The organism is Streptomyces sp. NPDC127595, assembly GCF_042671685.1.
Classification (GTDB): Bacteria; Actinomycetota; Actinomycetes; order Streptomycetales; family Streptomycetaceae; genus Streptomyces.
In genome coordinates, this window is sequence record NZ_JBHXWK010000002.1 from 440178 (window position 1) to 467151 (window position 26974).

20 protein-coding genes and 1 pseudogene are annotated in these 26974 nt (G+C 70.5%); 11 read left to right on the plus strand and 10 right to left on the minus strand.

Annotation, left to right across the window (positions count from 1 at the left end; translation table 11 throughout):
* Positions 1 to 32: 32 nt before the first annotated feature.
* From ACFVKT_RS08480 to ACFVKT_RS08490, 3 genes are all read right to left on the minus strand, one after another.
* Complete coding sequence (locus tag ACFVKT_RS08480; protein ID WP_385728949.1) at positions 33 to 638, minus strand: hypothetical protein; 606 nt, start codon at positions 636 to 638, stop codon at positions 33 to 35.
* An 80-nt stretch (positions 639 to 718) separates the two neighbouring features.
* Entirely contained in the window at positions 719 to 1651 is a 933-nt protein-coding gene (locus tag ACFVKT_RS08485) for an MOSC domain-containing protein (protein WP_385728951.1), read from the minus strand.
* A 60-nt stretch (positions 1652 to 1711) separates the two neighbouring features.
* Positions 1712 to 2152: a DUF6643 family protein gene (locus ACFVKT_RS08490; RefSeq protein ID WP_385728953.1), complete on the minus strand. Its 441-nt coding sequence runs from the start codon at positions 2150 to 2152 to the stop codon at positions 1712 to 1714.
* Between the two features lie 298 nt (positions 2153 to 2450).
* Between ACFVKT_RS08490 and ACFVKT_RS08495 the strand changes: the two genes are divergently transcribed.
* On the plus strand, positions 2451 to 3743 hold the full coding sequence (locus tag ACFVKT_RS08495; RefSeq protein ID WP_385729920.1) for a TerD family protein: 1293 nt from the start codon (positions 2451 to 2453) through the stop codon (positions 3741 to 3743).
* Positions 3744 to 3747: 4 nt separating this feature from the next.
* Here ACFVKT_RS08495 and ACFVKT_RS08500 read toward each other — a convergent pair whose 3' ends face one another.
* Positions 3748 to 4923: a glycosyltransferase gene (locus tag ACFVKT_RS08500; RefSeq protein WP_385728955.1), complete on the minus strand. Its 1176-nt coding sequence runs from the start codon at positions 4921 to 4923 to the stop codon at positions 3748 to 3750.
* 58 nt (positions 4924 to 4981) lie between these two features.
* On the opposite strand from ACFVKT_RS08500, the gene ACFVKT_RS08505 reads away from it, so the two are divergent.
* Both ACFVKT_RS08505 and ACFVKT_RS08510 read left to right on the plus strand, forming a co-directional pair.
* Positions 4982 to 5767 (plus strand): glutamate racemase, encoded by a 786-nt coding sequence (locus ACFVKT_RS08505; RefSeq protein ID WP_385728957.1) that lies wholly within the window; start codon positions 4982 to 4984, stop codon positions 5765 to 5767.
* 141 nt (positions 5768 to 5908) lie between these two features.
* Entirely contained in the window at positions 5909 to 6457 is a 549-nt protein-coding gene (locus ACFVKT_RS08510; protein WP_385728959.1) for a hypothetical protein, read from the plus strand.
* Positions 6458 to 6463: 6 nt separating this feature from the next.
* On the opposite strand, the gene ACFVKT_RS08515 is transcribed toward ACFVKT_RS08510, so the two are convergent.
* A complete protein-coding gene (locus ACFVKT_RS08515; protein WP_385728961.1) occupies positions 6464 to 7531 on the minus strand; it encodes an O-antigen ligase family protein in 1068 nt (355 codons plus the stop codon).
* A 239-nt stretch (positions 7532 to 7770) separates the two neighbouring features.
* Between ACFVKT_RS08515 and lnt the strand changes: the two genes are divergently transcribed.
* The 8 genes and pseudogenes from lnt to ACFVKT_RS08555 all read left to right on the plus strand — a co-directional run bounded on the left by lnt (position 7771) and on the right by ACFVKT_RS08555 (position 18870).
* A complete protein-coding gene (gene lnt, locus ACFVKT_RS08520) occupies positions 7771 to 9405 on the plus strand; it encodes an apolipoprotein N-acyltransferase (protein ID WP_385728963.1) in 1635 nt (544 codons plus the stop codon).
* Between the two features lie 34 nt (positions 9406 to 9439).
* Entirely contained in the window at positions 9440 to 9913 is a 474-nt protein-coding gene (locus ACFVKT_RS08525) for an NUDIX domain-containing protein (RefSeq protein WP_385728965.1), read from the plus strand.
* A gap of 32 nt (positions 9914 to 9945) precedes the next feature.
* Positions 9946 to 10125: pseudogene (locus ACFVKT_RS08530) on the plus strand (helix-turn-helix domain-containing protein); the annotation flags it as partial.
* 118 nt (positions 10126 to 10243) lie between these two features.
* The gene (locus ACFVKT_RS08535) at positions 10244 to 10924 is read left to right on the plus strand and encodes a TetR/AcrR family transcriptional regulator (protein ID WP_385728967.1); all 681 of its coding nucleotides are present in this window, start codon (positions 10244 to 10246) and stop codon (positions 10922 to 10924) included.
* Between the two features lie 263 nt (positions 10925 to 11187).
* Complete coding sequence (locus tag ACFVKT_RS08540) at positions 11188 to 12399, plus strand: alpha/beta hydrolase fold domain-containing protein (RefSeq protein ID WP_385728969.1); 1212 nt, start codon at positions 11188 to 11190, stop codon at positions 12397 to 12399.
* 251 nt (positions 12400 to 12650) lie between these two features.
* Complete coding sequence (locus ACFVKT_RS08545; RefSeq protein WP_385728971.1) at positions 12651 to 14009, plus strand: MFS transporter; 1359 nt, start codon at positions 12651 to 12653, stop codon at positions 14007 to 14009.
* Positions 14010 to 14182: 173 nt separating this feature from the next.
* Positions 14183 to 15796, plus strand: a complete 1614-nt coding sequence (locus ACFVKT_RS08550; RefSeq protein ID WP_385728973.1) for a serine/threonine-protein kinase — start codon at positions 14183 to 14185, stop codon at positions 15794 to 15796.
* Between the two features lie 197 nt (positions 15797 to 15993).
* Positions 15994 to 18870, plus strand: coding sequence for an AAA family ATPase (locus tag ACFVKT_RS08555; RefSeq protein WP_385728975.1), 2877 nt, complete (start codon positions 15994 to 15996; stop codon positions 18868 to 18870).
* A 15-nt stretch (positions 18871 to 18885) separates the two neighbouring features.
* Here the strand turns inward: ACFVKT_RS08555 and ACFVKT_RS08560 are convergent, their stop codons facing one another.
* From ACFVKT_RS08560 to ACFVKT_RS08580, 5 genes are all read right to left on the minus strand, one after another.
* A complete protein-coding gene (locus ACFVKT_RS08560) occupies positions 18886 to 20907 on the minus strand; it encodes a trypsin-like serine peptidase (protein ID WP_385728977.1) in 2022 nt (673 codons plus the stop codon).
* A 139-nt stretch (positions 20908 to 21046) separates the two neighbouring features.
* Complete coding sequence (locus ACFVKT_RS08565; RefSeq protein ID WP_385728979.1) at positions 21047 to 22351, minus strand: hypothetical protein; 1305 nt, start codon at positions 22349 to 22351, stop codon at positions 21047 to 21049.
* A 60-nt stretch (positions 22352 to 22411) separates the two neighbouring features.
* Positions 22412 to 24484, minus strand: a complete 2073-nt coding sequence (locus tag ACFVKT_RS08570; protein WP_385729923.1) for a transglycosylase domain-containing protein — start codon at positions 24482 to 24484, stop codon at positions 22412 to 22414.
* Positions 24485 to 25176: 692 nt separating this feature from the next.
* Entirely contained in the window at positions 25177 to 25923 is a 747-nt protein-coding gene (locus ACFVKT_RS08575) for a TIGR03943 family putative permease subunit (RefSeq protein WP_385728981.1), read from the minus strand.
* A complete protein-coding gene (locus ACFVKT_RS08580; RefSeq protein ID WP_385728983.1) occupies positions 25920 to 26939 on the minus strand; it encodes a permease in 1020 nt (339 codons plus the stop codon). The genes ACFVKT_RS08575 and ACFVKT_RS08580 overlap by 4 nt, the downstream gene beginning before the upstream one ends.
* Positions 26940 to 26974 lie beyond the last annotated feature (35 nt).

Here is a 26974-nt window from a genome sequence, read left to right on the forward strand (position 1 = left end):
GGCACGCCGAGTTGACCGTAGTGGGAAGGCGGTCAGCTGCCCGCGCCGGTCCTGCCCCAGTCGGGACCCGCCTTGTCCCAGGCACGGTCCCAACGGGCGTACCGGCGAAGGACCATGCGCCAGACGATCAACCGCCTGCCGCCCTCGACGAGTCCCACCGCAATTGCGGCCGCGCCGAACCCGGCCAGCACGGCGTGCGTCGTCGCGGTGGCACCGTCCAGCGGGCGGGCGGCTATGCGGCCGTGCGCGTCGGTCCAGATCGTGAAGTGGTCCCCGGGCACGGGGGACTTGAGGGCGGCCGTCGCCGCGCCGTGGTGCGATGTGCCGTCCGGTGCCGTCCAGTCGGCCATCACACGGCTGTGGGCGTCCCGTCCCGAGGCTGTCTCGGGGTCGGGGTCGAGCGGGCTGTCGGACAGCTTCCTGACGACGGTGGCCACCACCTCGTGGCGGGCCGCACGCTGATCCCGTACGGACTGCTGCAGGGCGCTCTGGGCCGAGGCTCCGACGGCGGCTCCGACGAGGGGTGCGACGGCGAGGATGAGCACGATGGCAGCCAGAGCCAGCCAGGCCTCGGCAAGATCGGTCCTTCGGCGCAGCGGGTTGTGCCGCCAACGCCAGAGTCCGCCGATTGCTCGCACCGTTTCGCACCCCCTTCCGCTTCCGTGATAACCCACCGCGGAGCCGTTCGCGCGTCGAGCCCGGGGAAGAGAGAGCGAAATCACCCCGCCCCGGGCCGTTCGTGCACTCCTTGCGAAGTCTCAACGACCGTGTCAGGGGACCGGGTTCCCATTGTGCGTGGCCTATTCACCGAACTTGGCCGGGCGGCTTGTCCGAGGACCGTGACGGTGTCGCCGATCCGGACCGTGCCCGGGGTCTCGGGCACCAGGTTCTGCCCGAAGACCAGCCGGTCCCCGAAGCGGCGGTGGCGCCCGAGGGTCCGCAGGGGTTCCTTGCCGCGCTCGGCGCTGCCCTGGTCGGTGGTGGTGACGACACACCGGCCACACATCTTGGCGACCCGGAAGGTGACCTCTCCGATGGAGATCCGCGACCAGTCGTCCTCGGCCCAGGCCTCCGTGCCCGCCACGACCACGTTCGGCCGGAAGCGGTTCATGGGCAGCGGACCCTCCTCGGCGTGATCGCCTTGGTCGATCAGCGAGTTGAGGGCGTCCAGCGAGGCGAGGGTGGTCAGCAGCAGGGGATAGCGGTCGGCGAAACTGACCCTCTCGCCCGGCCGGGAATGCGGGGCGTCGTCGATCGAGCGACGTGTGGCGGGGTCGTCCATGTGCGCGAGGCGCACGTCGGCGCCCAGAAAGTCGCTGCACCAGGCATGCGCGGCGTCGTCGGCGAGGACCGCCTCCACCTTGGTCCCGAAGATGGTCAGCGTCGTCGTGCCCAGCCGCTCGGGCACGGGAACGGCCACCGGCTCACGGTCGGACGCGGACAGACGGACGCCGCCGGGCAGAAGCTCGGCGGCGGCCAGCGCCAGACGTGGCTGCTGGCGTTGGGTGACGACCTTTCCCCCGTCGTCGATGACTACCCAGCGTCGGTCTCCGGCCAGCCCCCAGGGCTCCACCACGGTTTCCCGCACCGCCTGGCCCTTGAAGGCCTTGACCGGGTGGACATGGATCGAGTGCAGCTCCGCGTTCCCCATGACGCCATCGTGCCAGTCGGCACCGACAATCCCGCTCCGACAACCTCCGTGCCCGCCGGCTCAGTACCCGCGGTACTGCTGGCCGTTGTACGGATCCTGATAAGGAGCCGGAGCGGGACGGGGAGCCGCGGGGCGCATGGCCTCGTAGCCGGTGCCGGGCGCCATCGGGCGCTGTTGCTGGGGCTGGCCGCCCGGGTAGCCGCGCGGGGCGCCGGCCTGCTGCGGAATGTAGGGCGCCGGGGCCTGCTGCAGCGGTGCGGGCTGCTGGGCCTGCGGGTAGCCGTATGCCGGGGCTTGCTGTGAGGGGCCGGCGGGCAGGGCCGGAAGTGCCGACGGGAGCGCCGGCAGGTAGCTGTTGCCCGAGTCGTAGGCGGCGGGAACTCGGATCGGGGCGATCTGGGGAGTGCCCCGCTCGGCGACGAGCGAGTCGTAGATCGGGGTGTCCGGGAAGGACGGCGCGGAGTAGTAACCGCCGCCATAGGTGGAGCGGGGGGAGGTCATGGCACATAAGTTAAGCCCACGATGTGCTGGTTGGGGAGACCGATAAGAGGGTTGTTTTCCGTGTCGGCAGTGACTTGGGATCCCCAATGCGAGCGAACTCGTCAAAAAAGGGCACCAAAGCGCGTTCAGATCGTGTAAAGGCCTAGTTCCTGGCAGGTTACCGGCGGTTGACCATCAATCTTCGGGTGCGGATCTTGGGTGTTCGTCGCGCCGGGGATTAGGTTTGGCGGGAGCGCGGCCAGCGGACCGACCGAGGCGCCCTTCGGCGCGGAGACACGTGATGGGGGCGTACATGTCAATGCCTAAGGGATCGAATGTTCCCGTGCCGACGACCGCTCTGCGCGTCGAATTGGGATGGCGTTCAGCGCCGGGTGTACCCGACGCGGACGCCTCCGCGCTGTTGCTGGTCTCCGGAAGGGTTCGGTCGGACGGCGATTTCGTCTTCTACAACCAACCGGTGCATTCCTCCGGCGCCGTGCGGCACGAGGGCAAGCGGAGCGAGGGCGGCCAGGTGACCGACACACTGCTCGTCGACCTCGCGCGCGTGGAGTCCGGGATCGAGACCGTGGTGCTGGCCGCCTCCACGGACGGCGGCCCCTTCGGGCAGGTGCCCGGTCTGTACATCCGGGTGCTCGACGGACAGCGGGGGAGCGAGGTCGCCCGCTTCGACAGCGCCGACGCGAGCGTCGAGACCGCCTTCGTACTGGGTGAGTTCTACCGGCGCCAGGGCGCCTGGAAGTTCCGCGCGGTCGGGCAGGGGTACAGCAGCGGACTGGAAGGGCTGGCCACGGACTACGGGATCACGGTGGACGAGCCGCAGCACGGGGCGGCGCCCGTGGCTCCGCCGGCGACCGTGCGGCCGCCCGTCGCGCCGCCCGTCATGACGCGGGCCCCGGTCGCCCCACCCGTCACCACGCCGCCCCCCGTCCCGCCCACAGCTCCGCCGGCCCCGGTGCGCCTGACCAAGGTCACGCTCACCAAGGAGGCCCCGTCGGTCTCGCTGAGCAAGCAGGGCGGCACGTCAGGCGCCATGCGCGTGAACCTCAACTGGCAGGTGCGCAAGCAGTTCTCGGGGTGGGGCAGCAAACTGGGCCGGGCCGTCGCGATGCACGCGGATCTCGACCTCGACCTCTGCGCGCTGTACGAACTGTCCGACGGCCGCAAGGGAGTTGTCCAGGCGCTCGGCAACGCCTACGGAGCGCTGCACCAGCCGCCGTACATCCATCTCGACGGCGACGACCGCACCGGTGCGTCGGCGAGCGGCGAGAACCTGTCCATCAATCTCGACCACAAGCAGAGCTTCCGGCGCATCGTCATCTTCGTGACCATCTACGAAGGTGCGCGCTCTTTCGCCGACCTGGACGCCACGGTGACCCTCCAGCCGCTGAACGGCGCGCCGATCGACTTCTCGCTCGGCGAGTGCACCGTGCCCTCGACCGTCTGCGCCCTCGCCCTCATCACCAACAACGGCGGCGACCTGATCGTCCAGCGCGAGGCCCGGTTCCTGGTCCCCGAGCGCGGTGTCAGTCCCCAGCGCACCATCGACTACGCCTACGGGTGGGGCATGAACTGGACCCCCGGCAGGAAGTGACAGGTCAGCGCTCGTCCAGGGCGGCGTCCGGACGGGTGTAGGTGCGGCCCTTCCAGGCCGCCCCCCGCCCCCTGTAGTGCTGCACCGCGGAATCGACCGTCATGAGGAGGTACAAGAACGCGGTGACCGGCAGCAGCGGAGCGAGCCACAGGGGCTGCCGGTAGTAGCGCAGCATCGGCAGATACGTCGCCGTCATCAGCAGCCACGCGAGCCCCCCGGCCGTCGCGGCCCCCGCACTCCCCGCGGCGAGTCCCACGAAGAACGCGAGCGGCGGCACCAGGTAGACGACGGCGAGGCCGGCGACCGTTCCGGTGAGCAGCAGCGGACTGTGCCGCAACTGGGCGTACGCGCTGCGCGAGACCATCCGCCACAGGTCGTGCAGCCGCGGATACGGGCGCACGCTGTCCACGTGCTCCGCGAGCCCCAGCCAGATGTGGCCCCCGCTCCCCTTCACCGCCCTCGCGAGCGCGACATCGTCGATGACGGCGTGCCGGATGGCGTCCGGAATCCGCGCCCGCTCGGCCGCGTCCGCACGCAGCAGGACGCAGCCGCCCGCCGCGGCAGCAGTGCGCGAGCCCCGTAGGCCGATCCGGCGGAAGGGATAGAGCTGAGCGAAGAAGTAGACGAAGGCGGGCACGACGAGCCGCTCCCACACGCTTTCCACCCGCAGCCGGGCCATCTGCGAGACCAGGTCGAAGCCGCCGGTGCGCGCCGCCGCCACCAACTCCCGCAGGCTGTCCGGCGCATGGGCGATGTCGGCGTCCGTCAGCAGCAGATACTCGGGATCACGCGCCCGTGCCAGGCCGATGCCGTGGCGAACGGCCCAGAGCTTGCCCGTCCAGCCCGCTGGCGGCTCCCCGGGAGAGCCGACGGTGAGCGGCAGCCCACCGTGCCGCCGCGCCAGCTCTAGGGCCAGCTCCCCGGTGCCGTCGGAGCTGCCGTCGTCGACGAGGAAGACCTCGGCCCGCCCCGGATAGTCCTGAGCCAGGAGCGACGGCAGGCTCTCGGGCAGTACGGCGGCCTCGTCGCGCGCCGGTACGACGACACAGACGGACGGCCACTCCTCCGGCTCCCCGCGCGGCGGCAGTCTCACATCCGTACGCCAGAAGAAGCCCTGGCCGAGCAGCAGCCACAGCCAGGCGGCCAGTGATCCAACAGCGGTCCACACAAGGGCGCTCACCCGCCGAAGTCTGCCCCACCCCAGCGGCCCGTCGAGGCGGATCGTCTATGGTGACCGGGTGAAGATCGCGCTCATGGACTCCGGTATGGGACTGCTCGCCGCCGCCGCCGCGGTACGCCTTCTGCGACCCGACGCCGATCTCATCCTCTCCTCGGATCCCGACAGCATGCCCTGGGGCCCGCGCACGCCGGAGGACGTGACCGTGCGGGCCCTCGCCGTCGCCGATGCCGCGGCGCGGTACCGCCCGGACGTGCTGATCGTCGCCTGCAACACCGCCTCCGTGCGCGCCCTGCCCGCGCTGCGCGCCCGTCTGGAGCCCGGGGTGCCCGTCATCGGCACCGTCCCGGCGATCAAACCGGCCGCGGCCGGCGGCGGACCCGTCGCGATCTGGGCCACGCCCGCCACCACGGGCAGCCCCTACCAGCGAGGTCTGATCCGTGAGTTCGCGGACGGAGTGCACGTCACCGAGGTGGCCTGCCCCGGGCTCGCCGAAGCCGTGGAGCACGCGGACCAGGCGACCATCCACGCCGCGATCGCCGCGGCCGCGGAGCGCACCCCCGACGATGTAAGGGCCGTCGTCCTGGGCTGCACCCATTACGAGCTGGTCGCAGAGCGCATCCGCGCCGCCGTGCAGCGGCCCGGTCTGGCGCCGCTGGTCCTGCACGGCTCCGCCGGAGCGGTCGCCGCCCAGTCGCTGCGCAGGACCGGTGAGTCCCCGGCCCCGGAAGCCCCCGCGGACGGTTCGCTCACGGTGCTCCTGAGCGGCCAGGAGGGTGCGCTTCCCGCTTCCGCGCTGGCGTATGAGGAAGGCCGCCTGCTGTCCGCGGTCACCCCCGCGCGCTGACCGCCGGTCACCGTCGGACACCCTCCGTACAGCCACCCTCGGTTACGCCGCGGACGCACTGTGTACGAAGAACGTCCACCCGGAGCAGTAACGCTCCGCAACCCGGTGCCCGCACTGCGGAACCTGAGTAGTCTCATTGGCATGAGGGACCACCCCCACGGTGAGAACACCTCGCACCCCGAGATCTGGACGGGGCGCGCGACCAACCGCGTCCAGTGGCTGCCCGCGCTCGGCGGGGCCGCCTGCATCGCGCTCGGCATCGAGCTGGCCGTCGACTCCACATGGACGGCCGGCAGCGCCCCGCTCGTCATGTCCGTCGTCGGATGCATCGCGGCAGGGCTGCTCATCCTGTTCGGCACGCTCGCGTTCGTGCATGTCGCCGTGAAGGTCGACAAGGACTCCCTCGAAGTGCGCTGCGGCCACATAGGGCTGCCGCGCCGCCGAATCCCGCTGTCGAACGTCGTGGGGGCCGACTTCGCGCCCTCGGTCACCCCCCGCCAGTGGGGCGGCTGGGGCTACCGCTGGCGTCCCGAGATGGGAACCGCAGTCATCGTTCGGCGCGGCGAGGGCGTGGTGCTCCTTCTCGGGGACGGCCATACGTTCACGATCACGGTGGACAACGCGGAGGCGGCCGTACGGATCATCCGCGACCATCTGCGTACGGCGACCACGCCGGGGACGGCACTCTGACGGCCGTTACGGCTCCAGACGGTCGCTCCGGGGACGTTCTTCCGGGACCGTGGTGAATTCTTCGTCGGACAGCGGTCGTGATGTGGCGAGCCCTGCCAGCAGGCCCGCGCCGGCCGTCACTGTAGTGAAGCTCAGGACGTTGCCGACCGACGCGACGACCGCCAGCGCGGTGAGGGCCGCGCCCGCCGTCAGGGCTATGGGTGTGGGACGCCGCGTGCGCCACAACGCGTACAGGACCCAGCAGAACACCGCCGCGAGCAGCAGTACGCCGATCACGCCCTGTTCTGCCGCCTGCTGCAGCGGCGCGGAGTGCGGCTTGCCGTCGGGCAGGAGCGACTGAGTGACAGTCGGGCTGAGTTCCCCGTAGCGCCCCGGGCCGACGCCCAGGGCCGGATACTCGCGGGCGAGGTGCAGCGCGTCGCGCCAGAGCAGGATCCGGTGCTGAGTGAGAGGGCCTTCCAGTGCCGCGGTGAGGCCGTCCGGCAACGCGTCTTCGGCGACCGCCAAAGTCACTCCCGTCGTCAGAGCCGCCGTGAGCGCGAGGCCCGTCAGTCCCAGCGCGCGGCGGCGCATACGGGCGGCGGCGACGGAGCACAGCAGCACCCCCGTGCACAGGACGAAGCCGGTGGTCGAGCCCAGCACCGCCGCGGTCACCGCGATCCCGGCTGCCAGCAGGCGCAGCGCGAGACGCAGCACCGGTGGATGGGCCGCCCAGGCGGCGCAGCACGCGGCTCCGGCGGAAAGGGGCAGCAGCGCGGCCGTGGCGCCGGCGTACCCAAGGGGCCAGGTGATCCCCGCGCCGGGAGTGGTGTGCGGGGCGGCGACCGCGAGGCCGAGTCCGGCGAGCGCGCCCGCGCAGGGCGCGGCGACGGGCAGAAGCGCCCCGAGGATCCGTCCCGAGGCGTAGCCGGCTGTCACGGCGAGCACCGCCAGGAGAACGCCCTCGGGCCGGCCGGCATGTGCGCCCGCCGTGATCAAGGACCAGATCGCGCACGCCGCGAGCACGATCACGCCCGCGACGTCGGACGCGTTGCGTCTCTCGCCCGCGGCCGCGGAATCGGCCGCAGACGTCATCCCCGTGGACCCCACCCCGTCGCCCCCCGACTGTGCCGGACCCTGGCCGTGGCGGCTGTCCGGCCGCACGTCAGAGGCTCGGCCACACCGTAACGGGTGATGCGCCGGTTTGTGGATGAGTTGCGCAGGAACGTTGCGGCAGATGTGGAGGGCGTCGATGCCGTGGTCCACCCGGATCCCGTGTGGGGCCGCGTGGACCACGCTGTCAGCGCCCAGGTCACGCGCCGTACACTCCCGGAGTGACCGCCACCGCGACATCCGTAGACGAGCCGGAACAGCTCGAACCCCAGTCCGCGCCCGCATCGCGCGCGGCCAGAGTGACCCTGCGTCTCGTTCCGGCGGCCTCCGCGGCGCTCTCCGGCGTGCTGCTGTACGTCAGCTTCCCGCCGCGCACGCTCTGGTGGCTGGCCCTTCCGGCCTTCGCGGTTTTCGGCTGGACCCTGCGCGGTCGCACCTGGAAGGCGGGCCTCGGGCTCGGCTATCTGTTCGGCCTCGGGTTCTTTCTGCCGCTGCTCGTGTGGACCGGTGTCGAGGTCGGCCCCGGCCCGTGGATCGCTCTCGTCATCGCGGAGTCGGTGTTCGTCGCGCTCGTCGGCGCGGGCATCACGGCCGTCTCCCGGCTGCCGGGGTGGCCCCTGTGGGCGGCGACGCTGTGGATCGCGGGCGAGGCCGCACGCGCGCGCGTGCCGTTCGGCGGGTTCCCCTGGGGAAAGATCGCCTTCGGGCAGGCGGACGGCGTCTTCCTTCCGCTCGCCGCGGTGGGCGGCACACCGGTACTGGGTTTCGCGGTCGTGCTCTGCGGCTTCGGGCTGTACGAGGTGCTACGCCTGGTTCTCGAAGGCCGCCGCACCCGGGTCGTACGGCGCGGTGCCGCCGCGGTCGCCCTGCTGAGTGTCGTCGTCCCCGTGGTGGGGGCGCTCGCCGCTCGGTCGCTGGTGAGCGACAAGGCCGAGGACGGCACGGCGACCGTCGCGGTCATCCAGGGCAATGTGCCGCGCGCGGGGCTGGAGTTCAACGCCCAGCGGCGGGCCGTTCTCGACTACCACGCGCGGGAGACCGAACGGCTTGCCGCCGAGGTCAAGGCCGGCAAGGTCGCCCAGCCCGACTTCGTGCTCTGGCCGGAGAACTCTTCCGACATCGACCCGTTCACCAACCCCGACGCCCGCGCCGTGATCGACAACGCGGCCAAGGCGATCGGCGCCCCCATCTCGGTCGGCGGAGTCGTCGAGCGGGACGGCAAGCTCTACAACGAGCAGATCCTGTGGGACCCGGACAAGGGCCCGGTCGACACGTACGACAAGCGGCAGATCCAGCCGTTCGGTGAGTACCTGCCCATGCGTTCGCTCATCGGGGCCATCAACAGCAACTGGACGTCCATGGTGAGCCAGGACTTCAGCCGCGGCACCAAGGCGGGTGTGTTCACCATGGACGGCACCAAGGTCGGCCTCGCCACCTGCTACGAGGCGGCCTTCGACTGGGACGTGCGCGACACCGTCCTCGACGGAGCGCAGATGATCTCGGTGCCCAGCAACAACGCCACCTTCGACCGCAGCGAGATGACCTACCAGCAGCTCGCCATGTCGCGCGTCCGCGCCGTGGAGCACAGCCGCACCGTCACGGTGCCGGTGACCAGCGGCGTCAGCGCCATCATCATGCCGGACGGGAAGATCACTCAGAAGACCGGGATGTTCGTGGCCGACTCGCTCGTCCAGAAGGTGCCGCTGCGATCCTCCGAGACCCCGGCCACGGGCCTGGGGATCCTTCCCGAGATGGTCCTGGTGCTGGTTGCGGCGGGTGGGCTCGGCTGGGCGGTGGCGAGGACGGTGCGCGGACGGCGTGGCAACGGCGTTCAGGCCGCCGTCTCCGGACCGTAACGGAGCGGTGGAACCGGGCCGTTAGGGTCGGTGCATGGCTACTCCCGACTTCATCCGTACGATCCGGGCCACCGCCGGCCACCAGCTGCTCTGGCTGCCCGGAGTCACCGCCATCGTCTTCGACGACGAGGGCAGAGTGCTGCTGGGGCGCCGCTCCGACACGGGCAAGTGGTCGGTGATCGGTGGCATTCCGGACCCGGGGGAGCAGCCCGCTGCCGGAGCGGTCCGGGAGGTTTTCGAGGAGACGGCCGTGCGGTGCGTCGTCGAGCGCGTGGTACTCGTCCAGGCCCTCGCGCCGGTCACCTACGAGAACGGCGACAACTGTCAGTACATGGACATCACATTCCGGTGCCGGGCTGTCGGTGGCGAGGCGCGGGTCAACGACGACGAGTCGCTGGACGTCGGCTGGTTCGACGTGGACGCGTTGCCGGAGCTGAACGAGTTCTGCCTGCTGCGGATCAAGCAGGCACTCTCCGACGCACCCACATGGTTCGACCCTACGACCTGAGTGTGAAGTATGTACGGTGATCATATGGGTTGGCGTGCGGTATGAGCCCGGCCCGCACCATGGACGACCTGCATGTGCACGTGAACACGGTCGCGCAGCGGCTGGAGCGCGTGGGCCGACTGCTTGGGGACGACTGGCAGAGCCCGGCCCGCGCGCTGGAGATCCAACTCGCCCTGCGGCTGTACCGGTTGTCGTCGGCCGGGCCGCACTGATCCGGCTGTTGGCGCGCCACTACAGGGACGAGCGGGAACGCCCGCAGAGTGTCGAGGCCGCGCCCCGTTGTAGCATGAACCGGAAATTTACCCCCTCTCTGGGAGTCAAACGATCGAGATGGCGTCGAGCCCCGGGACTGACCGGCCCCCGCTGCGTCGGGATGCCGAGGCGAATCGCCGTCGTATCCTCGCCGCGGCCCGAGAGGTGTTCCGGGAGCGGGGGACGGAAGCGAGCCTCAGTGACATCGCCGCTCATGCGGGGCTGGGCCTGGGGACCGTCTACCGGCGCTTCTCGAACAAGGAAGAGCTGCTGGACGCGCTCTTCGACGACATGATCGACACTCTCGCGGCCGCGACGGAAGAGGGTCTCGCCGACCCGGATCCGTGGCACGGGCTGGTGACCAGCATGGAGAAGGCCTGCGAGATCCAGGCCTTCGACCGGGGACTGCGCGAGGCACTGCTCGGACCCGCGGCCGGCCCGCGGAGGCAGGCCCAGGTCCTCACCCGGATCACGCCCATCATGGACGCCGTGATCGCCCGGGCGAAGGAGCAGGGCGCCCTGCGCGCGGACATCGTGCCCGTGGACATCCCCATGATCCAGCTGATGGTGGCCGCGGTCACCGACCGTACCGGCCAGCCCGACCTGTGGCGCCGCTATCTGCGACTGATCCTGGACGGCCTGCGGGCGGAACCCGGCGCGCCCTCCCCCTTGCCTGAACTGGCCATCGCCGACACGGGGTTCATGGACGCGATCGACGAGTCGATCGCCCGCGAGGCCGGCGAACGGGCTCCCCGCTAGTTCCGCCTTCGCCGCGGTATCTCCTCGGTCCGGCTCGGCCTCCGGCCACGGATCCGCACGGTTTCTCTCCGGCTCGGCCTCCGGCCACGGATCCGCACTGTCTCTCTCAGCCTCAGCCTCTGGTCATGGACCTGCGCGGTCTTCCAGGGCGCTGAACGCCGCCCTCACGTAAGTGGGAATCAAATTCCCACTTAGTGCTATCGTGGCTCGGGAAGTGGGAATCGCCTTCCCATTTGTTGTGTGCGGACGACCGGAGGAGTGGCATGGCCAAGAACGAGAACATGAAGGCGGCCGGGAGCAGGCGGCGCACGAAGGTCGGTGCCGGGCTCGCGGCATCCGTGGTGCTCGGGCTGGTCCTCACGGCCTGCTCCTCGGACGGCGAAAGTACGGCCTCCAGTGCGTCGGCCTCCCCGAAGTCGACGGATTGCCCCGCCTCGCAGACGCCGAGCGGCGCCGGGGGAGCGGCCCCCAGTGGGGAGGCGCCCAGTGGTGCGGCCGGCGGCGCGTCCATATCCGTCGCGAAGACCGTCAAGGCGAGCGACACCAGCACGAGCACCGTCATCGACCCGACCGATGCGCAGATCCAGTGCGGGAAGACGGAGGTCACGACGCACAGTGACGTCGTCTACTCCTCGCCGACCACCAACGGCAAGAAGACGGAACTGAAGCTGGATCTCCAGGTACCGGAGGGCGAGGGCAAGAAGCCGCTCGTCGTCTACATGACCGGTGGCGGCTTCGCCATGGCGGACAAGACCGGCAACCTGAATCAGCGGACGTACGTCGCCGAGCAGGGGTACGCCGTCGCCAGCATCGAGTACCGGACCGTCACCAGCGGCGCCACCTACAAAGAGACCCTCCAGGACGTCAAGTCCGCGATCCGCTATCTGCGTGCACACGCCGACGAGTACGGCATCGACCCGGCGAATGTCGCCGTGTGGGGGCAGTCCGCAGGTGGCTACCTCGCCGCGATGACCGGCACCACCAACGGCGTCAAGGAGTTCGAGGCCGGCGACAATCTGGACCAGAGCAGCGACGTGCAGGCGGTCGTCGACGAGTTCGGTCCGTCCGAACTGTCCAAGACCGCCTCCGACTTCGACGCCGCGACACAGAAGACGTACCTGGAGGCCGGAACCACCACCGCGCAGTTCGTCTTCGGCGCCGGCACCAAGAAGACGCTGAATGACGATCCCGCCGCCATCAAGGCGGCCGACCCCAGCACCTACGCCGACTCCTCGGACCCCGCCTTCGTGCTGCTCCACGGAAGCGACGACCACCTCGTCTCACCGAGCCAGACCCTGACGCTGCACAACACCCTGCTGGCCAAGGGCGTCGACAGTACCCGCTACGTGCTCAAGGGCGCGGACCACGGCGACCTGACGTTCATGGGCGGCGACGCCTCGGCCGGACTCAAGTGGTCGTCGGAGCAAGTGATGGGCGACATCGTGACCTTCCTCGGCAAGCATCTCGGCGGCTGACCGACCCGCCCCGGCCACCCGGAAATATCTCCCCGCCCCGTCACCCGTAAATTCTGGGCCCGCAGGCCAAGCACTTACGGGTGAAGAGAACTTCATCAGGCGAACTGCATCCCCGCCAGACGAACTGCACCCTCATCAGGCGCACTGCACCCTGACCAGGCGAAGTGCACCTTCATCAGGCGAACGACAAGCTCCCGCACCACCAGCACACCGCTCGCTCACCCACTCCGCTCTCACCCAAGGGGTCGACGATGACTCTCTCCGGTACCACCGACGCGCACCCGGCGCGCCCCGAGCACACCTTCCGTTCCGTCTTCCCGGTGCTGGCCCTGTGCTGGCTGGCGGTGTTCTTCGACGGCATGGACGTCAATATCTACGGTGCTGTCATGCCGCACATGCTCGAGGACGACGGCCTCGGCCTGACCACCTCGACGGCGGGCACCATCGGCAGCTGGACCACCTTCGGCATGCTCATCGGCGCGCTCACCGCGGGCAACGTCACGGACTGGCTCGGCCGCAGGCCCGTCCTGGCGTGCAGCGTGACGCTCTTCTCCCTCGGTTCCGCGCTCTGCGCCTTGGCCGGGACAACCACTCTGTTCGGTGCCGGGCGGTTCATCGCCGGACTGGGGCTCGGCGGTCTGATGCCGCTGTGCCTGGCCATGGTGATGGAGTTCGCGCCGCCCCGCAGGGCAGCGCTCACCACGGGGCTGCTGATGACCTCGTACCACGCGGGCGGTATGGCGGCGACCGTCCTCGGCCTGACCGTCGCCCCCTCGGCGGGCTGGCGTTGGGTGTTCTGGGCCGGCGTGCTGCCGGCCGTGATCGCCGTCCCCCTGCTGCTCAAACTCCTGCCCGAGTCGCCCGGTGTCCTGCTCTCAAAGGGGCAACGCGAGAAGGCCGACCAGGTCGCCGACCGTTACGGTCTGCCCCGGCCCACCGCGGTCGCGAGCCCGGCAGCCGGAGCCCGGGGCCGGCTGGACGCCGTACTCGCGCTGTTCCGCCCCGAATCCCGGTGGGCCACCCCGCTGTTGTGGCTGGCGTCCTTCTGCGGACTGCTCCTGGTCTACGGGGTCAGCACCTGGCTGCCCACGATGATGAAGGCGTCCGGTTATGGAATGACGTCCTCCGTGAGTTTCCTGCTGGTCATCAACGCGGGTGGAATCGTGGGCATGTTGATCGCCGGCCGGGCCGCCGACCGCTTCGGTCCGGTGCGGGTCTCTGCGATCTGGTTCACCCTGACCGCGGTTGGCGCGCTGCTGCTGAAGTCGCACCTGTCGCTCGGCCTGACGTACGCCGTCGTGGCGGTGACCGGTGTGTGGCTGTTCAGCGCCCAGGTGATGGTCTACGCGACCTCCAACTCCCTTTACCGGGACAGCGAACGGGCCACCGGACTCGGCTGGGTCACCGGCGTGGGCCGCGCCGGTGCCGTCGTCGGCCCCTCGCTGGTCGGCACCCTCGCCTCCAACGGCAGCGAGAGCTGGGGCTTCATCGCCTTCGCGCTGGCCGGAGTGACCGGCGCGGTCGCCATTGCCCTGGTACCCGCCGCCGGCCGCCTCGGCAGCCGTGCCCGTACCGGCCCGGTGCCGGTGGCCGCCCGGACGGACGCCTGACGGATAAGGGTGAACCAGATCCGAAGAGGCGGCGATCGCGCGTCCATCCCGGAGCTGCCCGCGGCAAGTGAGGCACCGTTTCGCACCGGTGTCTGAGGCCTCCGCTAGAGTCGGCGCTTCCCCGGTCAGGCGCTCTGCCGCGGGGTGGGTGCACGCTGGGGGATGACGGCACGATGGGGTTCGAACGACTGGAACTGTCCGGCTACGAGGTCCAAGGGGTCCTGGGGCAGGGCGGGTTCGCCACGGTGTACCGGGCGTCCCAACTCGCCGTCGGCCGCGAGGTGGCGCTCAAGGTGGACAGCCGGGTACTGGCCTCGCCCCGGGACCGGCAGCGTTTCCTGCGGGAGGTCACCGCTGCCGGCCAGTTGTCCGGGCACCCGCATGTGGTCTCCGTGTACGACGCCGGGGTACTCGGCGACAACCGTCCGTACATGGTGCTGGAACTGTGCCCCGGCGGCTCGTTGGGCGACCGGCTGCGCAGCCACGGACCGCTGTCCGTCAAGGAGGCGTGCGACATCGGCGTGGGCATAGCCGACGCGGTGGCCGCGGCCCACGCCGCCGGAGTGCTCCACCGTGACATCAAACCGGGCAACATCATGATCAACCGGTACGGCGGTGTCGCCCTCGCCGACTTCGGACTGGCCGCCATGCCCAGGCCGGGCCGGGAAGTCTCGGTCACCCGGGAGGCGTTGACTCCGGCGTACGCGCCGCCCGAGGCCTTCCACATGGCCGAACCGACCCCGGCGGGCGATGTGTACTCACTCGCCGCGACGGTCTACGCCCTGCTTCTCGGCCGCCCGCCGCACTTCCCCGAGGACGGCGGCCAGCTCAGCATCGCGGAACTGATCGTGCGTCACGCCTGGCCCTACTCCGACCTGCCGGGAGTTCCGGCCGGCCTCAACGAGGTCCTCGGACAGTCCCTGGCAGCGGACCCGGCATACCGGATATCCGACGCCGGAGTACTGCGTGACGCCCTCGCCGCGGTGAACACGGGAGCCGTCCAACGCGGCGGCCTCGCACAGCCGTTCCCCACGGCCGCCACGGTTCCCGCCGACCGGGACGCCACGCCGTCGCACCATGCCCTTCGGGACTCCGTCCCCGCAACTACGTCTCCCCGACCGCCGGATCGGCCGGACGAGACGGGAACGACGGGCACGGGTCTGGGGTCGCGCGATCGGCAGCCGAGCAGAAAGCGTCCCCGGCTGATCGCCGTACTGGCGGCGGTGGCCGTCTCGGTGAGCGTGTCGGTCACGGTGATCACGTATCAGAACCGGCCGTCGGGCACTCCTGGCGCCGACTCGTCTGTGACTCGGGAGACGGACACGAGTACGAGCACTGACGGGAACGCGGGTTTCGGCGGCGTGTCGACCAGCACCCAGGACTGCCCGGCCGCGGCGATCGAGGGCCTGGGCGGCAGGTGTGTCACGACCCCCGAGTGCTGGAGCGGGATCACCGACATCTCGGGGACCATCACCGTCAGCCGCGAGGACTGCCAGGTGAAACATGTCTGGGAGACCTTCGCCATCGCCCCGCTGCCCGAGGACGGGATGACGTACAACGCCCGGGACCTGATCAAACACCCCGACGTCCGGTCCCTGTGCGCGCAAGCGGTCATGCTCGACTCCAGGTCGGCCGCGGGCCGGGCGGTGACCGCGGAGTGGAGGGCCGACATCATTCCGCCGTCCGCCCAGCAATGGGCGGACGGTCTGCGGGTCTTCCGCTGCGTCGGCGCGGCGAGCACGGACGACGGTGAGATCACGGACAGCCACTTCGGCGCGGCGGGCTGACTCCCGGCACCGGCATCTGGGTTTCCCGACTCCCCTGGTGGACAAGGGTGTCCGTCGGATGGCGTAGTGCGGGATGAACGCCTGCCGGTGACTCCCGGTGACCATCGCGAGGGGAGCATTCTGGGCGAGCGGCACAGAGCCGCGGCCGTGGTGCGCATACGGGGGTATGCGAGGCGTGCAGGGCATACGGGGGCCTGATGGACGAGCCGACGCTGACGGGTGGTCTCCGCGAGCAGCGGGTCGCGGACGACCGCGGGGTGCGGGTACCGGTCGGGCGCGAGAACGAGTGCGCGTTGCTCGACGGACTGCTGGAGTCGCTGCCCGACCGGGGGGCCGCGCTGCTGCTGCGGGGTGACCCCGGCATCGGGAAGACCGACATGCTCGACCATGTCGCCCGGCGCGCACTCGCCGGGGACCTGGCTGTGCCCAACTCCCCCTGTGGTGCCTCACGGCAGGCAGCGGTACGGGTCCTGCGGGCACACGGGGTCGAGTCGGAGTCGGTCCTGCCCTACACCGTGCTCGCCGACCTGCTGCTCCCGCTGCGCCGCCACTTCGCCGGCCTGCCGTCGAGCCAACGCAGAGCGCTGGAAACGTGCTTCGCGCTGGTCGACGCCGATGGGCCGAATCCGTACGCCGTGTGCGCCGGGACCCTGGGTGTGCTCGCCGCCGCCGGTGAGGCCGGGCCGCTGGTGGTGCTCGTGGACGACCTGCACTGGTCGGACCCCTCGTCGCGACGGGCTCTCCAGTTCGTCGCACGCCGCCTCGCCACCGAGCGAGTGGTTCTCGTGATGGCCGCCCGTCCAGCTCCGGACGACGACGTGACCTGGGAGGGCGTGCCGCGGCTGACCCTCGCGCCGCTGGAGGAGGACGACTGCCGGCGACTCCTCGAGCGCGCCGGAGTCGACCCCGCGGAGCCCCCGGTCACCCGCCTGGTCCGGCTGAGCTCGGGAAACCCGCTGGTCCTGGTGGAGTACGCGGCGGCGCTCGTGGACGCGCGTCAGCGCGGCGACCAACTGGCCGACACGGCCTGGGAGATGCCCGGGCCGATGGTCGAACGGGCCTGGTGGGGACGGATGCGGACACTCTCCCGGGAGACGCGCACGGCCCTCGTGTACGTCGCGGCCTGCCGGTCCCCTGAACTCGCCCTGCTGGAAAAGGCGTTGGCCACCGACGGGCTGTCGCTCGGCGCCCTCGACGAGGCCGAGGAGAGCGGACTGATCCGCGCCCTTGACCACGGCTACGAGCTGCGGCATCCGGTCCTGCGACCGCTGGTGTTCAGGCACTGCTCGATCGCCCAACGACTGCGCGCCTACCGGACGTTGGCGGATCTCTCCGAAGGGGAGGTACGGACGTGGTACCTGTCCTGCGCCGCGGCCGGTCCGGACGAGACGGTGGCCGCGGCACTCGCGGACGCGGCCGAACGATCCCGCCGCCGCGGCGCACTCGGTTCGGCGGCGCACGCCTGGCACCGTGCCGCGGAGCTGTCGCCCTCGGCCGCTGACCGGGCGGAGCGGTTGCTCAACGCCGCGCGGAACGCCTTCCACGGCGGAGCCGCCAAAGACGCCGTCGACTGGTGCGAACAGGCCCTGCGCTGGAGCGAGGACGTACGGCTCACCGCCGATATAGAGCTGCTGCGCGGCCAGGCCCGCAGCTCTCTCGGCGATCCCGGCCGCGCCCACCGTTCACTGGTGGCGGCGGCCGAGGCGGTGGAACCGGTGGACCGCCTCCGTGCCTGCGCGTTGTACGGGGCGGCCGTCCTGCCCGCGACGATGGACGGCCGGATCCGGCGGGCGGTCGACACCTCGGAGCGATGCGCCGCTCTGGCCGACCTCCTTGAGAGGGACCCTGGTGCGCTCTCGTCCCGGCACCTCGCCGACGTGATGCGGGGCTGCGCGCAGGCACTCGCCGGACAGGTGACGCAGGGGCACAAGCTGCTCCTCGCCGGACGGGCCGCCCTGCACGGCGACTGGCCTCTGGAGGGGGAGCAGTTGGCGGTGCAGATCGGCCAGGCCCTCTCCTGGGTGGGCGAAAGGGAGGAGGCGACGGCGGTGCTCGACGCGGTCATCGACGGCGCCCGGCGCGACGGAGTCCCCGCCCCGCTGCCGTACGCCCTCGTCGGCCGGTGCGAAGTCATGTCGTGGAGTCGCTGGCCGGCGGCCAGGGCCGCCGGGGCCGAAGCGCTGCGCTGGGCCCAGGAACTCGGACACCGGGCGATGACCGGGTACGCGCTCCTCCTGCTGGCGCGCCTCGACGGGCTGTGCGGCGACCGGGCGGGCTGCGAGGACCGTGTCGCGGCCTACCAGCGGCACTGTGGCAAGGTGCGCGGGCTGGAGGTCCTCGCCCAGGCGGCGCTGGGTTCGGCGGCGCTCGCCGGAGGGGAACCGCAGGCGGCCACCGGGCATCTGGAACGGGCCCTGTCCCTCGCGCGGGAGACGGGGCTCGGCAACCCCAATCTGATGCCGTTCCTGACCGAGCTCGCCGAGGCGTACGTCCGCACCGGCGAGCGGGACAGTGCGGCCCGGCTCGCGGACTGGATCGAGGGACTGGCCCGGTCCACGGGACTCGCCTGGCCGGAGGCCGCCCACGCGCACTGCAGAATCATGCTCTCCGAGTCCGCCGACGAGGCACAGGAATGGCTCAGTACCGCCGAACGCGTCCATGCGCGCGAGGAGATGACCTTCGAGCTCGCGCGGACCCAGCTCGTCTGCGGCGAGTTGCTGCGCCGATTTCGGCGGCCCACGGCGGCCCGCGGGCTGCTTCTCGCCGCCCAGTTGGCCTTCGCCGGCCTGGGCGCGGCCCCCTGGCGGTCGCGGGCGGCAGTGGAACTCGCCGCCGCCGGACACCGGGCCGCCGGCACGCGGGCACCGGTGTCGCGGATCGGCCGCCTCACCGCCCAGGAACTGCAGGTTGCACTGGCCATCGGGGACGGACTGAGCAACGGCGAGGCCGCCGCTGCCCTGTTCGTGTCCCGCAAGACCGTGGAAGCCCATCTGACGCGCGTCTACCGGAAGGTCGGTGTGCGGTCTCGGTCCGAACTGGCCCGCTACCTGGTGCACGCCGACGTGACGCACTGACAACGACAAGCACGGTCAGGGGAGAAGCCCCCGAGTCACGGCCCGGGCGACATCGGGGTGCGCCAGGTACTCGTGGATGGCGTGCGCCTGCTCGCGCGGGTTCGTGACGACGGATTCATGGAGGTCGCCGCCCCACCGGGGACGCAGCGGGCATCCGATGGTGACCGGGTCGGCCGGGCACCAGACGTTGTCCCAGCGCGCCACCCGCTCCGGACGCCGCAGCTTCGGGGCGAGCAGCCGCTCGTGCACGGCGTCGAGCCCGAGCGGACTGCCCGCCGTGACGAGAAACCGTACGTCCACCGCGGCATCCAACTGCGTCAACAGGTCCATGGCAACCACGGTCCCAAGACTGTGCGCGACGATCGTCAGCCCTCCCGAGTCCGGCACGCTCTCGCGCACGGCGTCAAGGACCGCCTGCCGGGTCCCGCGGTCTTCGAGGTAGCGGGCCACGTCGCCCAGAACGGCCGACATGAACAAGGCGTCCAGGTCCGTGCGCGCCGCCAGCCAGGCCAGCGAGCGCCGCAGCGCGCCGGACGCGCCGCCCGGCAGGCTGAAACCCTCCTGCGCGGTGAGCAGTTCCTCCGGCATACCGGCCTTGACCGCGGCCTCCCGGACCAGCTCCTCGTAGAGCACCCGGGTCGTGGGGTCGGTGGGCGGCGTCGCCGAGGCGAACCCCAGCGCCGACTCGTCACCGAGCAGGGCCTCCCGGCCCGACGTACCGGCCGTGCGGTTGCCGTAGAACGGGAGCCATACGTCGACCGGATCCACCGTCGGCAGACCGGCGAGGGTGAGACCCCGGTTGAGGCCGGCCGTCCAGGAGCGGCGCATGCCCTCCGGATCCGCGTTCTCCTGACCGCGTCCGTGCAGGAACAGCAGGCTGCCGCGCCCCGCGAACGCTCCCGTACGTCCCCTGAGCCCTCGGCGCTGGGAGGCCGCCGCGGCGGCTCGCGTGGGCAGGGCCTCGGCGGCGGGCAGTGCCGTGGGCGCGGTGGCGGGGAGCAGACCCAGGTCCCCGAGCACCTGCTCCCGTGCGGTCCCGGACAGTGATGTCCGCAGCCGGGCCACGATACGGCTGACCCGGGCACCCTCGTTGGCGGCCCAGTCCACCAGGTCGTCCGGGTCCCCGGGCTGTACGAGAGTGCCGTCGCGCCGCAGTTCCCTGCCCTGGTCGTCCTTGCGGGGGACACCGGCATGATGCAGCGCCACCACTTCCCACTGGTCGTTGAAGACGGGCGAACCGGAGTTCCCGGGCTCGGTGTCCGTCTCGTAGTGCAAGAAGTTCTCGAGCTGGAACAGCAGTTCGTTGCGGCGGATGGCGATCTCCTTCAGCCGGCCGCTCGGGTGCCCGATGATGTTGACGGACTCGCCGTTCACCAGCTTTCCCTGCGCCCCGATGAGCCGGTTCCAGCCGAACTGCGCCCCCGGCGGACGCCCGTCCGCCCCCGTCTCGACGCGTACGAGGGAGAAGTCCAGCTCCTCGTCGGTGAGCGGGACGAAGTCCCCGACCAGCCGGTACGCGGCAGGCTGGGCAGGCGCGTTGTCGATCCCGGTCTCGGCGGCGAACTCCACGACGACCTGGGCGGCCGCGTCCGCGTCCGGCAGCACATGGTGATTGGTCAGCAGCAGATCCGCGGAGACGAGGAACCCCGTTCCCAGTGGCAGCACGCGGCCGTTGTCGAACACCGAGATACGGCCCACCGTCGCGGCGGCACGTGAGCCCCGCGAGAGGAAGTTGACTGCCTGGAGGTCCTTGGAGGCACCGATGATCCGCTCAAGCAGCCGCCGCCCCGGCAACTCCTCGGAGACGAGCGACATCACCGTCTCCATGGGCAGCGCGCCCCCGCTGATCAGGTGCTCCGCGCGGGCCTGGAGCTGGGATTCGCTGTCCGGCAAGGACGCGCCCTGCCCGGACAGTTCCTCGGCTGCCGCGCGTTCCGGGAGCGCCGCACCGAATCGCTCGGCTGCGGCCTCGTCATGACGCCGCCGGGCGTCCTGGACGCGCTCGTACATGTCCGTGGTGAAGTCGTGGTTGTCCATGCGCACCATCCCGAAGGCGAGGCCGAGGCAGAAAGCGGGCTGCCTTCTGCTTAGCCGGGTCTTCCGTGGTGCCGCATCGGGGAACTCCCTACGCCCCTGGATCCTGGCCGACGGAATCACAACGGGACGTCGGCCAGGACTACTTGACGACGGTCGACCAGTCCGGAGACTGCGCCGGGTCGAGGCTGCGCAGGCGCTCCAGGACCTCGGGTTTCTGGACGTCCATCCAGTCGGCCAGTTCCCGGAAGGAGACGCAGCGGACCTCCTTGCGCACGCACACGTTCTTGATGACGTCGTCGATGGCCTTCATGTAGATGCCGCCGTTCCAGTCCTCGAAGTGGTTGCCGATGAACAGGGGCGCCCGGCTGCCGTAGTACACGCGGTCGAAGCCGGCGAGATAGGAGTCGACGGTCTCCTGCCGCCACAACTCGTACTTGGCCGGGTCGCCCTCGGTCTCGCCGTCGGACTGGTTGTAGAGGAAGTTGAAGTCCATGGACAGGCCCTGGTACTCGCCCCCCTCGTAGGGAAGCATCTGGAGCGGGAAGTCCCAGAGGCCGTTCTTTTTGGTGGGCCATATCTGGAAGTCACCCGGCGAGCTGGCGTCGTAACGCCAGTCGAAGCTCTTGATCGCCTCCAGCAGGTTCTTCTGGCCCTCCAGACACGGCGCCCGACCGCCGATGATCTCCTTCTTCGCGTCGAAGGGAAGCGGCGGCAGGTCGGTGTAGCCGGTGTTGGTCTTCCAGTTCTCCACGAAGGAGTAGAACTGGCTGATCTCGCTCTTCCACTCCGCGACGCTCCAGTCGCCGCCGCCCTTGGCGTCGCAGAAGTGGCCGTTGAAGTGGGAACCGATCTCGTTCCCCTCCTCCCAGGCCAGCGAGAGCTGCTCCAGCGTGGTGCGGATGTGCTCGTCGGTGGGGTAACTGATCGCCGCCGCCCCGGGATCGTGCATCGGCGGATCGTAGAGCGTCTTCTTGTCCTTCGGCAGCAGATAGATGCCGGTCAGGAAGAACGTCATATGGGCGTTGTATTCCTTCGCCAACTCCCGGTAGTGCGAGAAGAGTTCGTCGTCGCCCTCCAGGGCGCCGTCCCAGGAGAAGACGACGAACTGCGGCGGCTTCTCTCCCGGCTTGAGCGGCTCGGCCTTCAGCTCTTCGGTCTGCGGTCCGGTGTACGACGTGGAGCCGTCCCCGATCACCTTCGTCGTGCCGTCCCAGGCGGGCTCCGTATCACTCTTGGTGGAGTTCTCCCCGTCTGCGCCGGCCTTGCCGTCCGACGATGCGGTGGCCACCGGATCGTCTCCGTTCCCAAGCACCAGCAGGGGTACGGCGATGCACACGAGGGCGAGAGCGATGACCGCGATCAGGATCCTCGGTCGGGCGGTGAGCCGGCCGAGGAAGCGAAAACGGTTCCGTCTGCGGCGACGGCGGTGGGCTTTGGAGGTCATCGGTGGCACATTCTGCGAGGAGGGATGCGGAATGGGGCTCTGTCGCCGTCGCGGCTCGCGTCAGCCGAGCGGGCTCATGGCGCTCGACCAGATGCCGTAGGGGACGTCGGTGGCGGGAGAGCCCGCCACACCCTTCAACGGCAGCGGTTCGAGGCTCTTGGTCAGATCCATGCGGTAGACGACGATCGCCGTCGACACCGACTTGTGCGTGCCGACGTACCAGGCGGCCGTGTCCTTCTCCGTGGTGCCGCCCTTGCCCGCGACCTGGGCCGTGTCCTCGGCCGCGTCGGGGTGCTGGGTGACGAAGGACTCCGTGAGCGCCTCGGTGACCTGGCCGGCGACCTCAGCGCTGATCGCACGGTCCGAAGCGGGCTTGTCCAGGAGGACAACGGTTCCGTTGCGGGTGATGCGGCGTACCGAGTACGGCTCGGTGTGGATGCCCTCGGCCGCGAACGTGGCGTAGGAGTCGGCCATCCGGATCGCGCTGGGCGTCGAGCTGCCCAGTGTCAGCGCGGGTACCTGCGGGCCCATGCTGGACGGCAGCATGCCGGCCGCCTGGGCTGTGAGACGGACCTTGTCCAGGCCGGTGTCCATGCCGAGCTGCATGAACGGGGCGTTGACGGAGTTGGCGAGCGCCTTGTGCAGGGAGATCTGCCCCCAGGACGTGCCGTTGTCGTTGTGGGCGGTGACCTTCTTGCCGCTACGGTCCCAGTAGGGGCCCTCGGGTGTGCTGACAGGCACGTCGCTGTCTCCGTTGTAGAGGGAGTCGGGGCCCACAGGGGTCGTGGGCGCGCCCCGTTCCGTGGTGACGCCGTTCTCCAGGCCGGCGGCGTAGACGAACGGCAGGAACGCGGAACCGGCCGGGACCGTCGTCGCGTTGGACTCGTTGAACCCCTGCTTCCGGTGGTCGGGGCCGCCGTAGACGGCGAGGATCCGACCGTCGTCGGCGACCGAGGCGGCGCCGTAGTGCGCGGTCTTCGCCGTCGAGGCGTCCTTCTCCTCGGCATCCTTGCGAGCGCTGGTGACAGCCTTGGTGAGAGCGTCCTCCCGCTTGCGGTCGAAGGTCGTGTAGATCTGGTAGCCGCCCAGGTCGAACTCCTTGTCGGAGATGCCCGCGGCCTTCTTGGCGTACTGGGTCGCCAACTCGACCAGGTAGTCGCTCTGGTGGCCGGTGTCGTAGACCTGGGACTGCTTCAGTGGATCGGGGAACTCCTTGTACTTCGCGCGCTCGGTCGGCGACAGCTTGCCGATCTCCACCATGCGGTCGAGGATCCACGACCACCGCTCGACGGCTCGGTCGCGGTTGTCCGCACTCAGGGTGGGGTCGTAGAGGCCCGCTCCCTTCAGCAGGGACGCGAGGAACGCGGCCTCGCTGACGTTGAGTTCGCCGACCTCCTTGCCGTAGTACGCCTGTGAGGCCCGCTGGATGCCGTAGGTGCCCCGGCCGAACCAGCTGGTGTTGAGGTAGCCCTCCAGGATCTCGTCCTTGCTCATCTGCTGGTCGAGCTTGATGGCCATCATCGCCTCGGTGAGCTTGCGGCTGACCGAGCGGTCCTGGGACAGGTAGACGTTCTTGACGTACTGCTGGGTGATGGTGGAACCGCCCTGTGTGTCGCCCTCGCCCACCGTGCGCCACAGCGCGCGGGAGACTCCGCTCAGGGAGATTCCGGGGTCGGAGTAGAAGCTCGCGTTCTCGGCGGACAGCACGGCCCAGCGCACGTCCTCGGGGATGTCCTTGAGGGGCATCTCCTGCCGCTGCACCCAGCCCGTACGGGCCATGGGCGTCCCGTCCGACCAGAAGAAGACGTTGTCCTGCTGGGTGGCGTACGTGTTGAGGTCCTCCGGGATGTCCGTGGTGACGTAGAGGACCGCCAGCAGAGAGCCGGTCACAGCGAACAGCGTCAGGCAGGTCCCCAGCCACTGACGCCAGGACGGTGCCCACCGCCGCCAGCCAGTGCGGCCCGGCCGCGGGTAACGGGGACGAAGGCGGCGTGCCGCGGGTGTGAGGCCCTGGAGGACCGGCGCGAGACGTGCGGCGACGCCTGCCGCGGCACGGCGTGCGGCGGTGGGCGGCGCGGGTTTGCGTCGGGGGCCGAGGCGAGCGGCCGTCGGTATGCGGAGGACCCGAAGCATGATCGTGGAGTCCGGGTCGGCCGGTGGCGGAACGGCTGCGGCTGCCGGTTCCTGCACGTCGGGTGCACTGCCGGACTCGGGAAGGGAGGGGCCGGCCGGGGGATACGAGGAGTCTGCCTCGGCACGCGGCAAGTCGGCTGCGGGCTGAGAGGTGTCCGTCCCCTCGACGCCGGTGCGGCTGTTGCGGCGACGGAGCCTGGCTTGTCTCGCGGCGGCCAGGCGGCGGCCCAGGCTGTCTTCCTCCGGCCTAGCCATGGACGTCTGCCGGGTTTGTGTCCCCTCCGGGGAGCACCCGGTGTATTCGCTGCCATGGCCTGGACATGCCTGCGTCTCCTCCGCGCTCGTGCTTGCTCGCGCGGGTAGATGCAGCTGCCGCAAATGCGGCTGCGAGCCCCCCTCCCTGACCTTTCGGCACATCGCGGCCCCCACAAATTACCAGTGGTCACTATGAACTCTTCGGTCGGATCGGGTTCAGAATGTGGCCAGAGGTGATCCATTTGTGTCGGAGTCGGAGTTTTCGCGAAAAGTAAGGCCGCGCGGCTCGCCCGGACGCCGCCGCGCCGGAGGGGCGAGCAGGCTTGAAGAACGGCCGGAACTGATCGTTTCCGCAAGCCCGCGTTCATCGAGCGAAGGGGCGACGAACTCTCCCTGGCACCCTCCTGAAAGAGCCCGGCGGCTCCTCGGAGAAGCGCTCAGTTGTTCCAGCTCTCGTCGTACGGATCGCGTGGGGCCGCGACCGGCTTGGCCTCGGCGACCGCGATGAAGGGGATGACGCCGTTGTTGACGGGGTCCTTGGTCTGCTTGCTGGTGTAGGTGCCGGTGACCTCGAGCCAGGAGTCCGGTTGCAGGACCGGGGGAATCGCTCCGGTCAGACCGATCTTGACCGGCTGGGCATCGGCGGCACAGCAGTTGAGGGCCATGCGGACGAGGTAGGGGGTGCCGTCGTGGCCCAGGGCGATGAAGCCGGTGACCTTGACCCGCCGGTCGCCGAGGCTGTGCCCGTGGTCGTAGGCCGCGCGCCCCGCGTAGTCGACCAGGCTGAGCGGCAGCGGGTCGCCGGCGGGCAGGTCGGCGTAACCGAAGGGGGGCTGGAGGGCCGTGCCGGTGCGCATCGCGCTGTAGGAGCCCAGCGCGGGTGGGGCGACCAGGATGAGGGCGAGCAGCGGGAGGACCAGGAGCCAGGCGATACGGGGCTCGCGGTGGGGGTGACCGTGGTCGTGGTCCTGTGCTTTGTCCTCCCGGGCCGTTCGGCGCGCGCGCCCCAGCCTCAGCTCGTACCACATGGTGGCGATGGCCGTGACGATCAGGACGACACCGGCCGCCAGCAGCAACGGGCGCAACCCGGCCTTTACGTACCGCAGATAGAGATCGCTGGTGCCGGCCTTGAGCACCGCCGCGCCGATGAGGAACAGGACGGCCGCCTGCGCCTGCCGGTTCACAGCAGCACCGCCCCGACGAGTATGGACATGAGGATCGCCAGGGTGAAGGTGGCGGGGGCGAACCGCAGGGCGAACCCTCGGCCGAACGTGCCGACCTGCATGGCGAACAGCTTCAGGTCGATCATCGGCCCGACGACGAGGAACGCCAGCCGGGCTGTCAGCGAGAACTGGGTCAGCGACGCGACCACGAACGCGTCGGCCTCGGAGCAGATCGACAGCAGTACCGCCAGGACCGCAAGGGCGAGGACGGACACCAGGAAGTTGCCCGCCGCGGCCTGCAGCCAGTTCTCCGGCACGACGGCCTTGAGCGTGGCCGCGGCCATCGCGCCGACGACCAGGAAGCCGCCCGCGTGCATCACGTCGTGCCGTACGGACCCCCAGAACGCGGCGCCCCTGCCGAGCCCTTCGTGTGCCGGACGGGCCGGCGGCCGCAGCCAGTCCGCGCGCCCCAGCCGCTGCCAGAGCCAGCCCATCGAGCAGGCCACGAGCAGGCTCGCCACGAAGCGGGCGAGGACCATCTCCGGATTGCGGGGGAACGCTACCGCCGTGGCGGTCAGCACGATCGGGTTGATCGCGGGTGCGGACAGCAGGAAAGCCAGCGCCGCCGCGGGCGTGACGCCTCGGCGCACCAGCGCTCCGGCCACCGGAACGGAGGCGCACTCGCAGCCGGGCAGGACCGCCCCGGCCATCCCGGCGACCGGCACCGCGAGGGCGGGCCGGCTCGGCAGGGCGCGGGCGAAGAACGAGGGCGGCACGAAGACCGCGATGACCGCCGACAGGAGCACACCAAGCACGAGGAAGGGGAGGGCCTGGATGATCACCGCGACGAAGACGGTCATCCAGCTCTGCATGACCGGCGCGGACAGCGCCTGCCGGATCGGTCCCTGAAGGGTGACCAGCAGGAGCAGGACCATGGTCAGGAGGAGCGGGGAGCTGATGTGCCAGCCCTGCCGGCCCTGCGGCTCGCCCGGGTCGTGGTGCCCGACCGGGGGCGGTGCCGCCTTGGTGATGGTCACGAGTGAGGTACCTCCGGTAAGGAAGGGCTCGGTGG

Bases quoted from the DNA above. Each gene is read 5' to 3' on its own strand.
- ACFVKT_RS08555 (WP_385728975.1), top strand. From the start codon at position 15,994: ATGGACGAGCCGACGCTGACGGGTGGTCTCCGCGAGCAGCGGGTCGCG.
- ACFVKT_RS08565 (WP_385728979.1), bottom strand. From the start codon at position 22,351: ATGACCTCCAAAGCCCACCGCCGTCGCCGCAGACGGAACCGTTTTCGC.
- ACFVKT_RS08550 (WP_385728973.1), top strand. From the start codon at position 14,183: ATGGGGTTCGAACGACTGGAACTGTCCGGCTACGAGGTCCAAGGGGTC.
- ACFVKT_RS08485 (WP_385728951.1), bottom strand. From the start codon at position 1,651: ATGGGGAACGCGGAGCTGCACTCGATCCATGTCCACCCGGTCAAGGCC.
- ACFVKT_RS08570 (WP_385729923.1), bottom strand. From the start codon at position 24,484: ATGCTTCGGGTCCTCCGCATACCGACGGCCGCTCGCCTCGGCCCCCGA.
- ACFVKT_RS08515 (WP_385728961.1), bottom strand. From the start codon at position 7,531: ATGACGTCTGCGGCCGATTCCGCGGCCGCGGGCGAGAGACGCAACGCG.
- ACFVKT_RS08510 (WP_385728959.1), top strand. From the start codon at position 5,909: ATGAGGGACCACCCCCACGGTGAGAACACCTCGCACCCCGAGATCTGG.
- ACFVKT_RS08525 (WP_385728965.1), top strand. From the start codon at position 9,440: ATGGCTACTCCCGACTTCATCCGTACGATCCGGGCCACCGCCGGCCAC.
- ACFVKT_RS08490 (WP_385728953.1), bottom strand. From the start codon at position 2,152: ATGACCTCCCCCCGCTCCACCTATGGCGGCGGTTACTACTCCGCGCCG.
- ACFVKT_RS08495 (WP_385729920.1), top strand. From the start codon at position 2,451: ATGCCTAAGGGATCGAATGTTCCCGTGCCGACGACCGCTCTGCGCGTC.
- ACFVKT_RS08545 (WP_385728971.1), top strand. From the start codon at position 12,651: ATGACTCTCTCCGGTACCACCGACGCGCACCCGGCGCGCCCCGAGCAC.
- ACFVKT_RS08540 (WP_385728969.1), top strand. From the start codon at position 11,188: ATGGCCAAGAACGAGAACATGAAGGCGGCCGGGAGCAGGCGGCGCACG.
- ACFVKT_RS08535 (WP_385728967.1), top strand. From the start codon at position 10,244: ATGGCGTCGAGCCCCGGGACTGACCGGCCCCCGCTGCGTCGGGATGCC.
- ACFVKT_RS08560 (WP_385728977.1), bottom strand. From the start codon at position 20,907: ATGGACAACCACGACTTCACCACGGACATGTACGAGCGCGTCCAGGAC.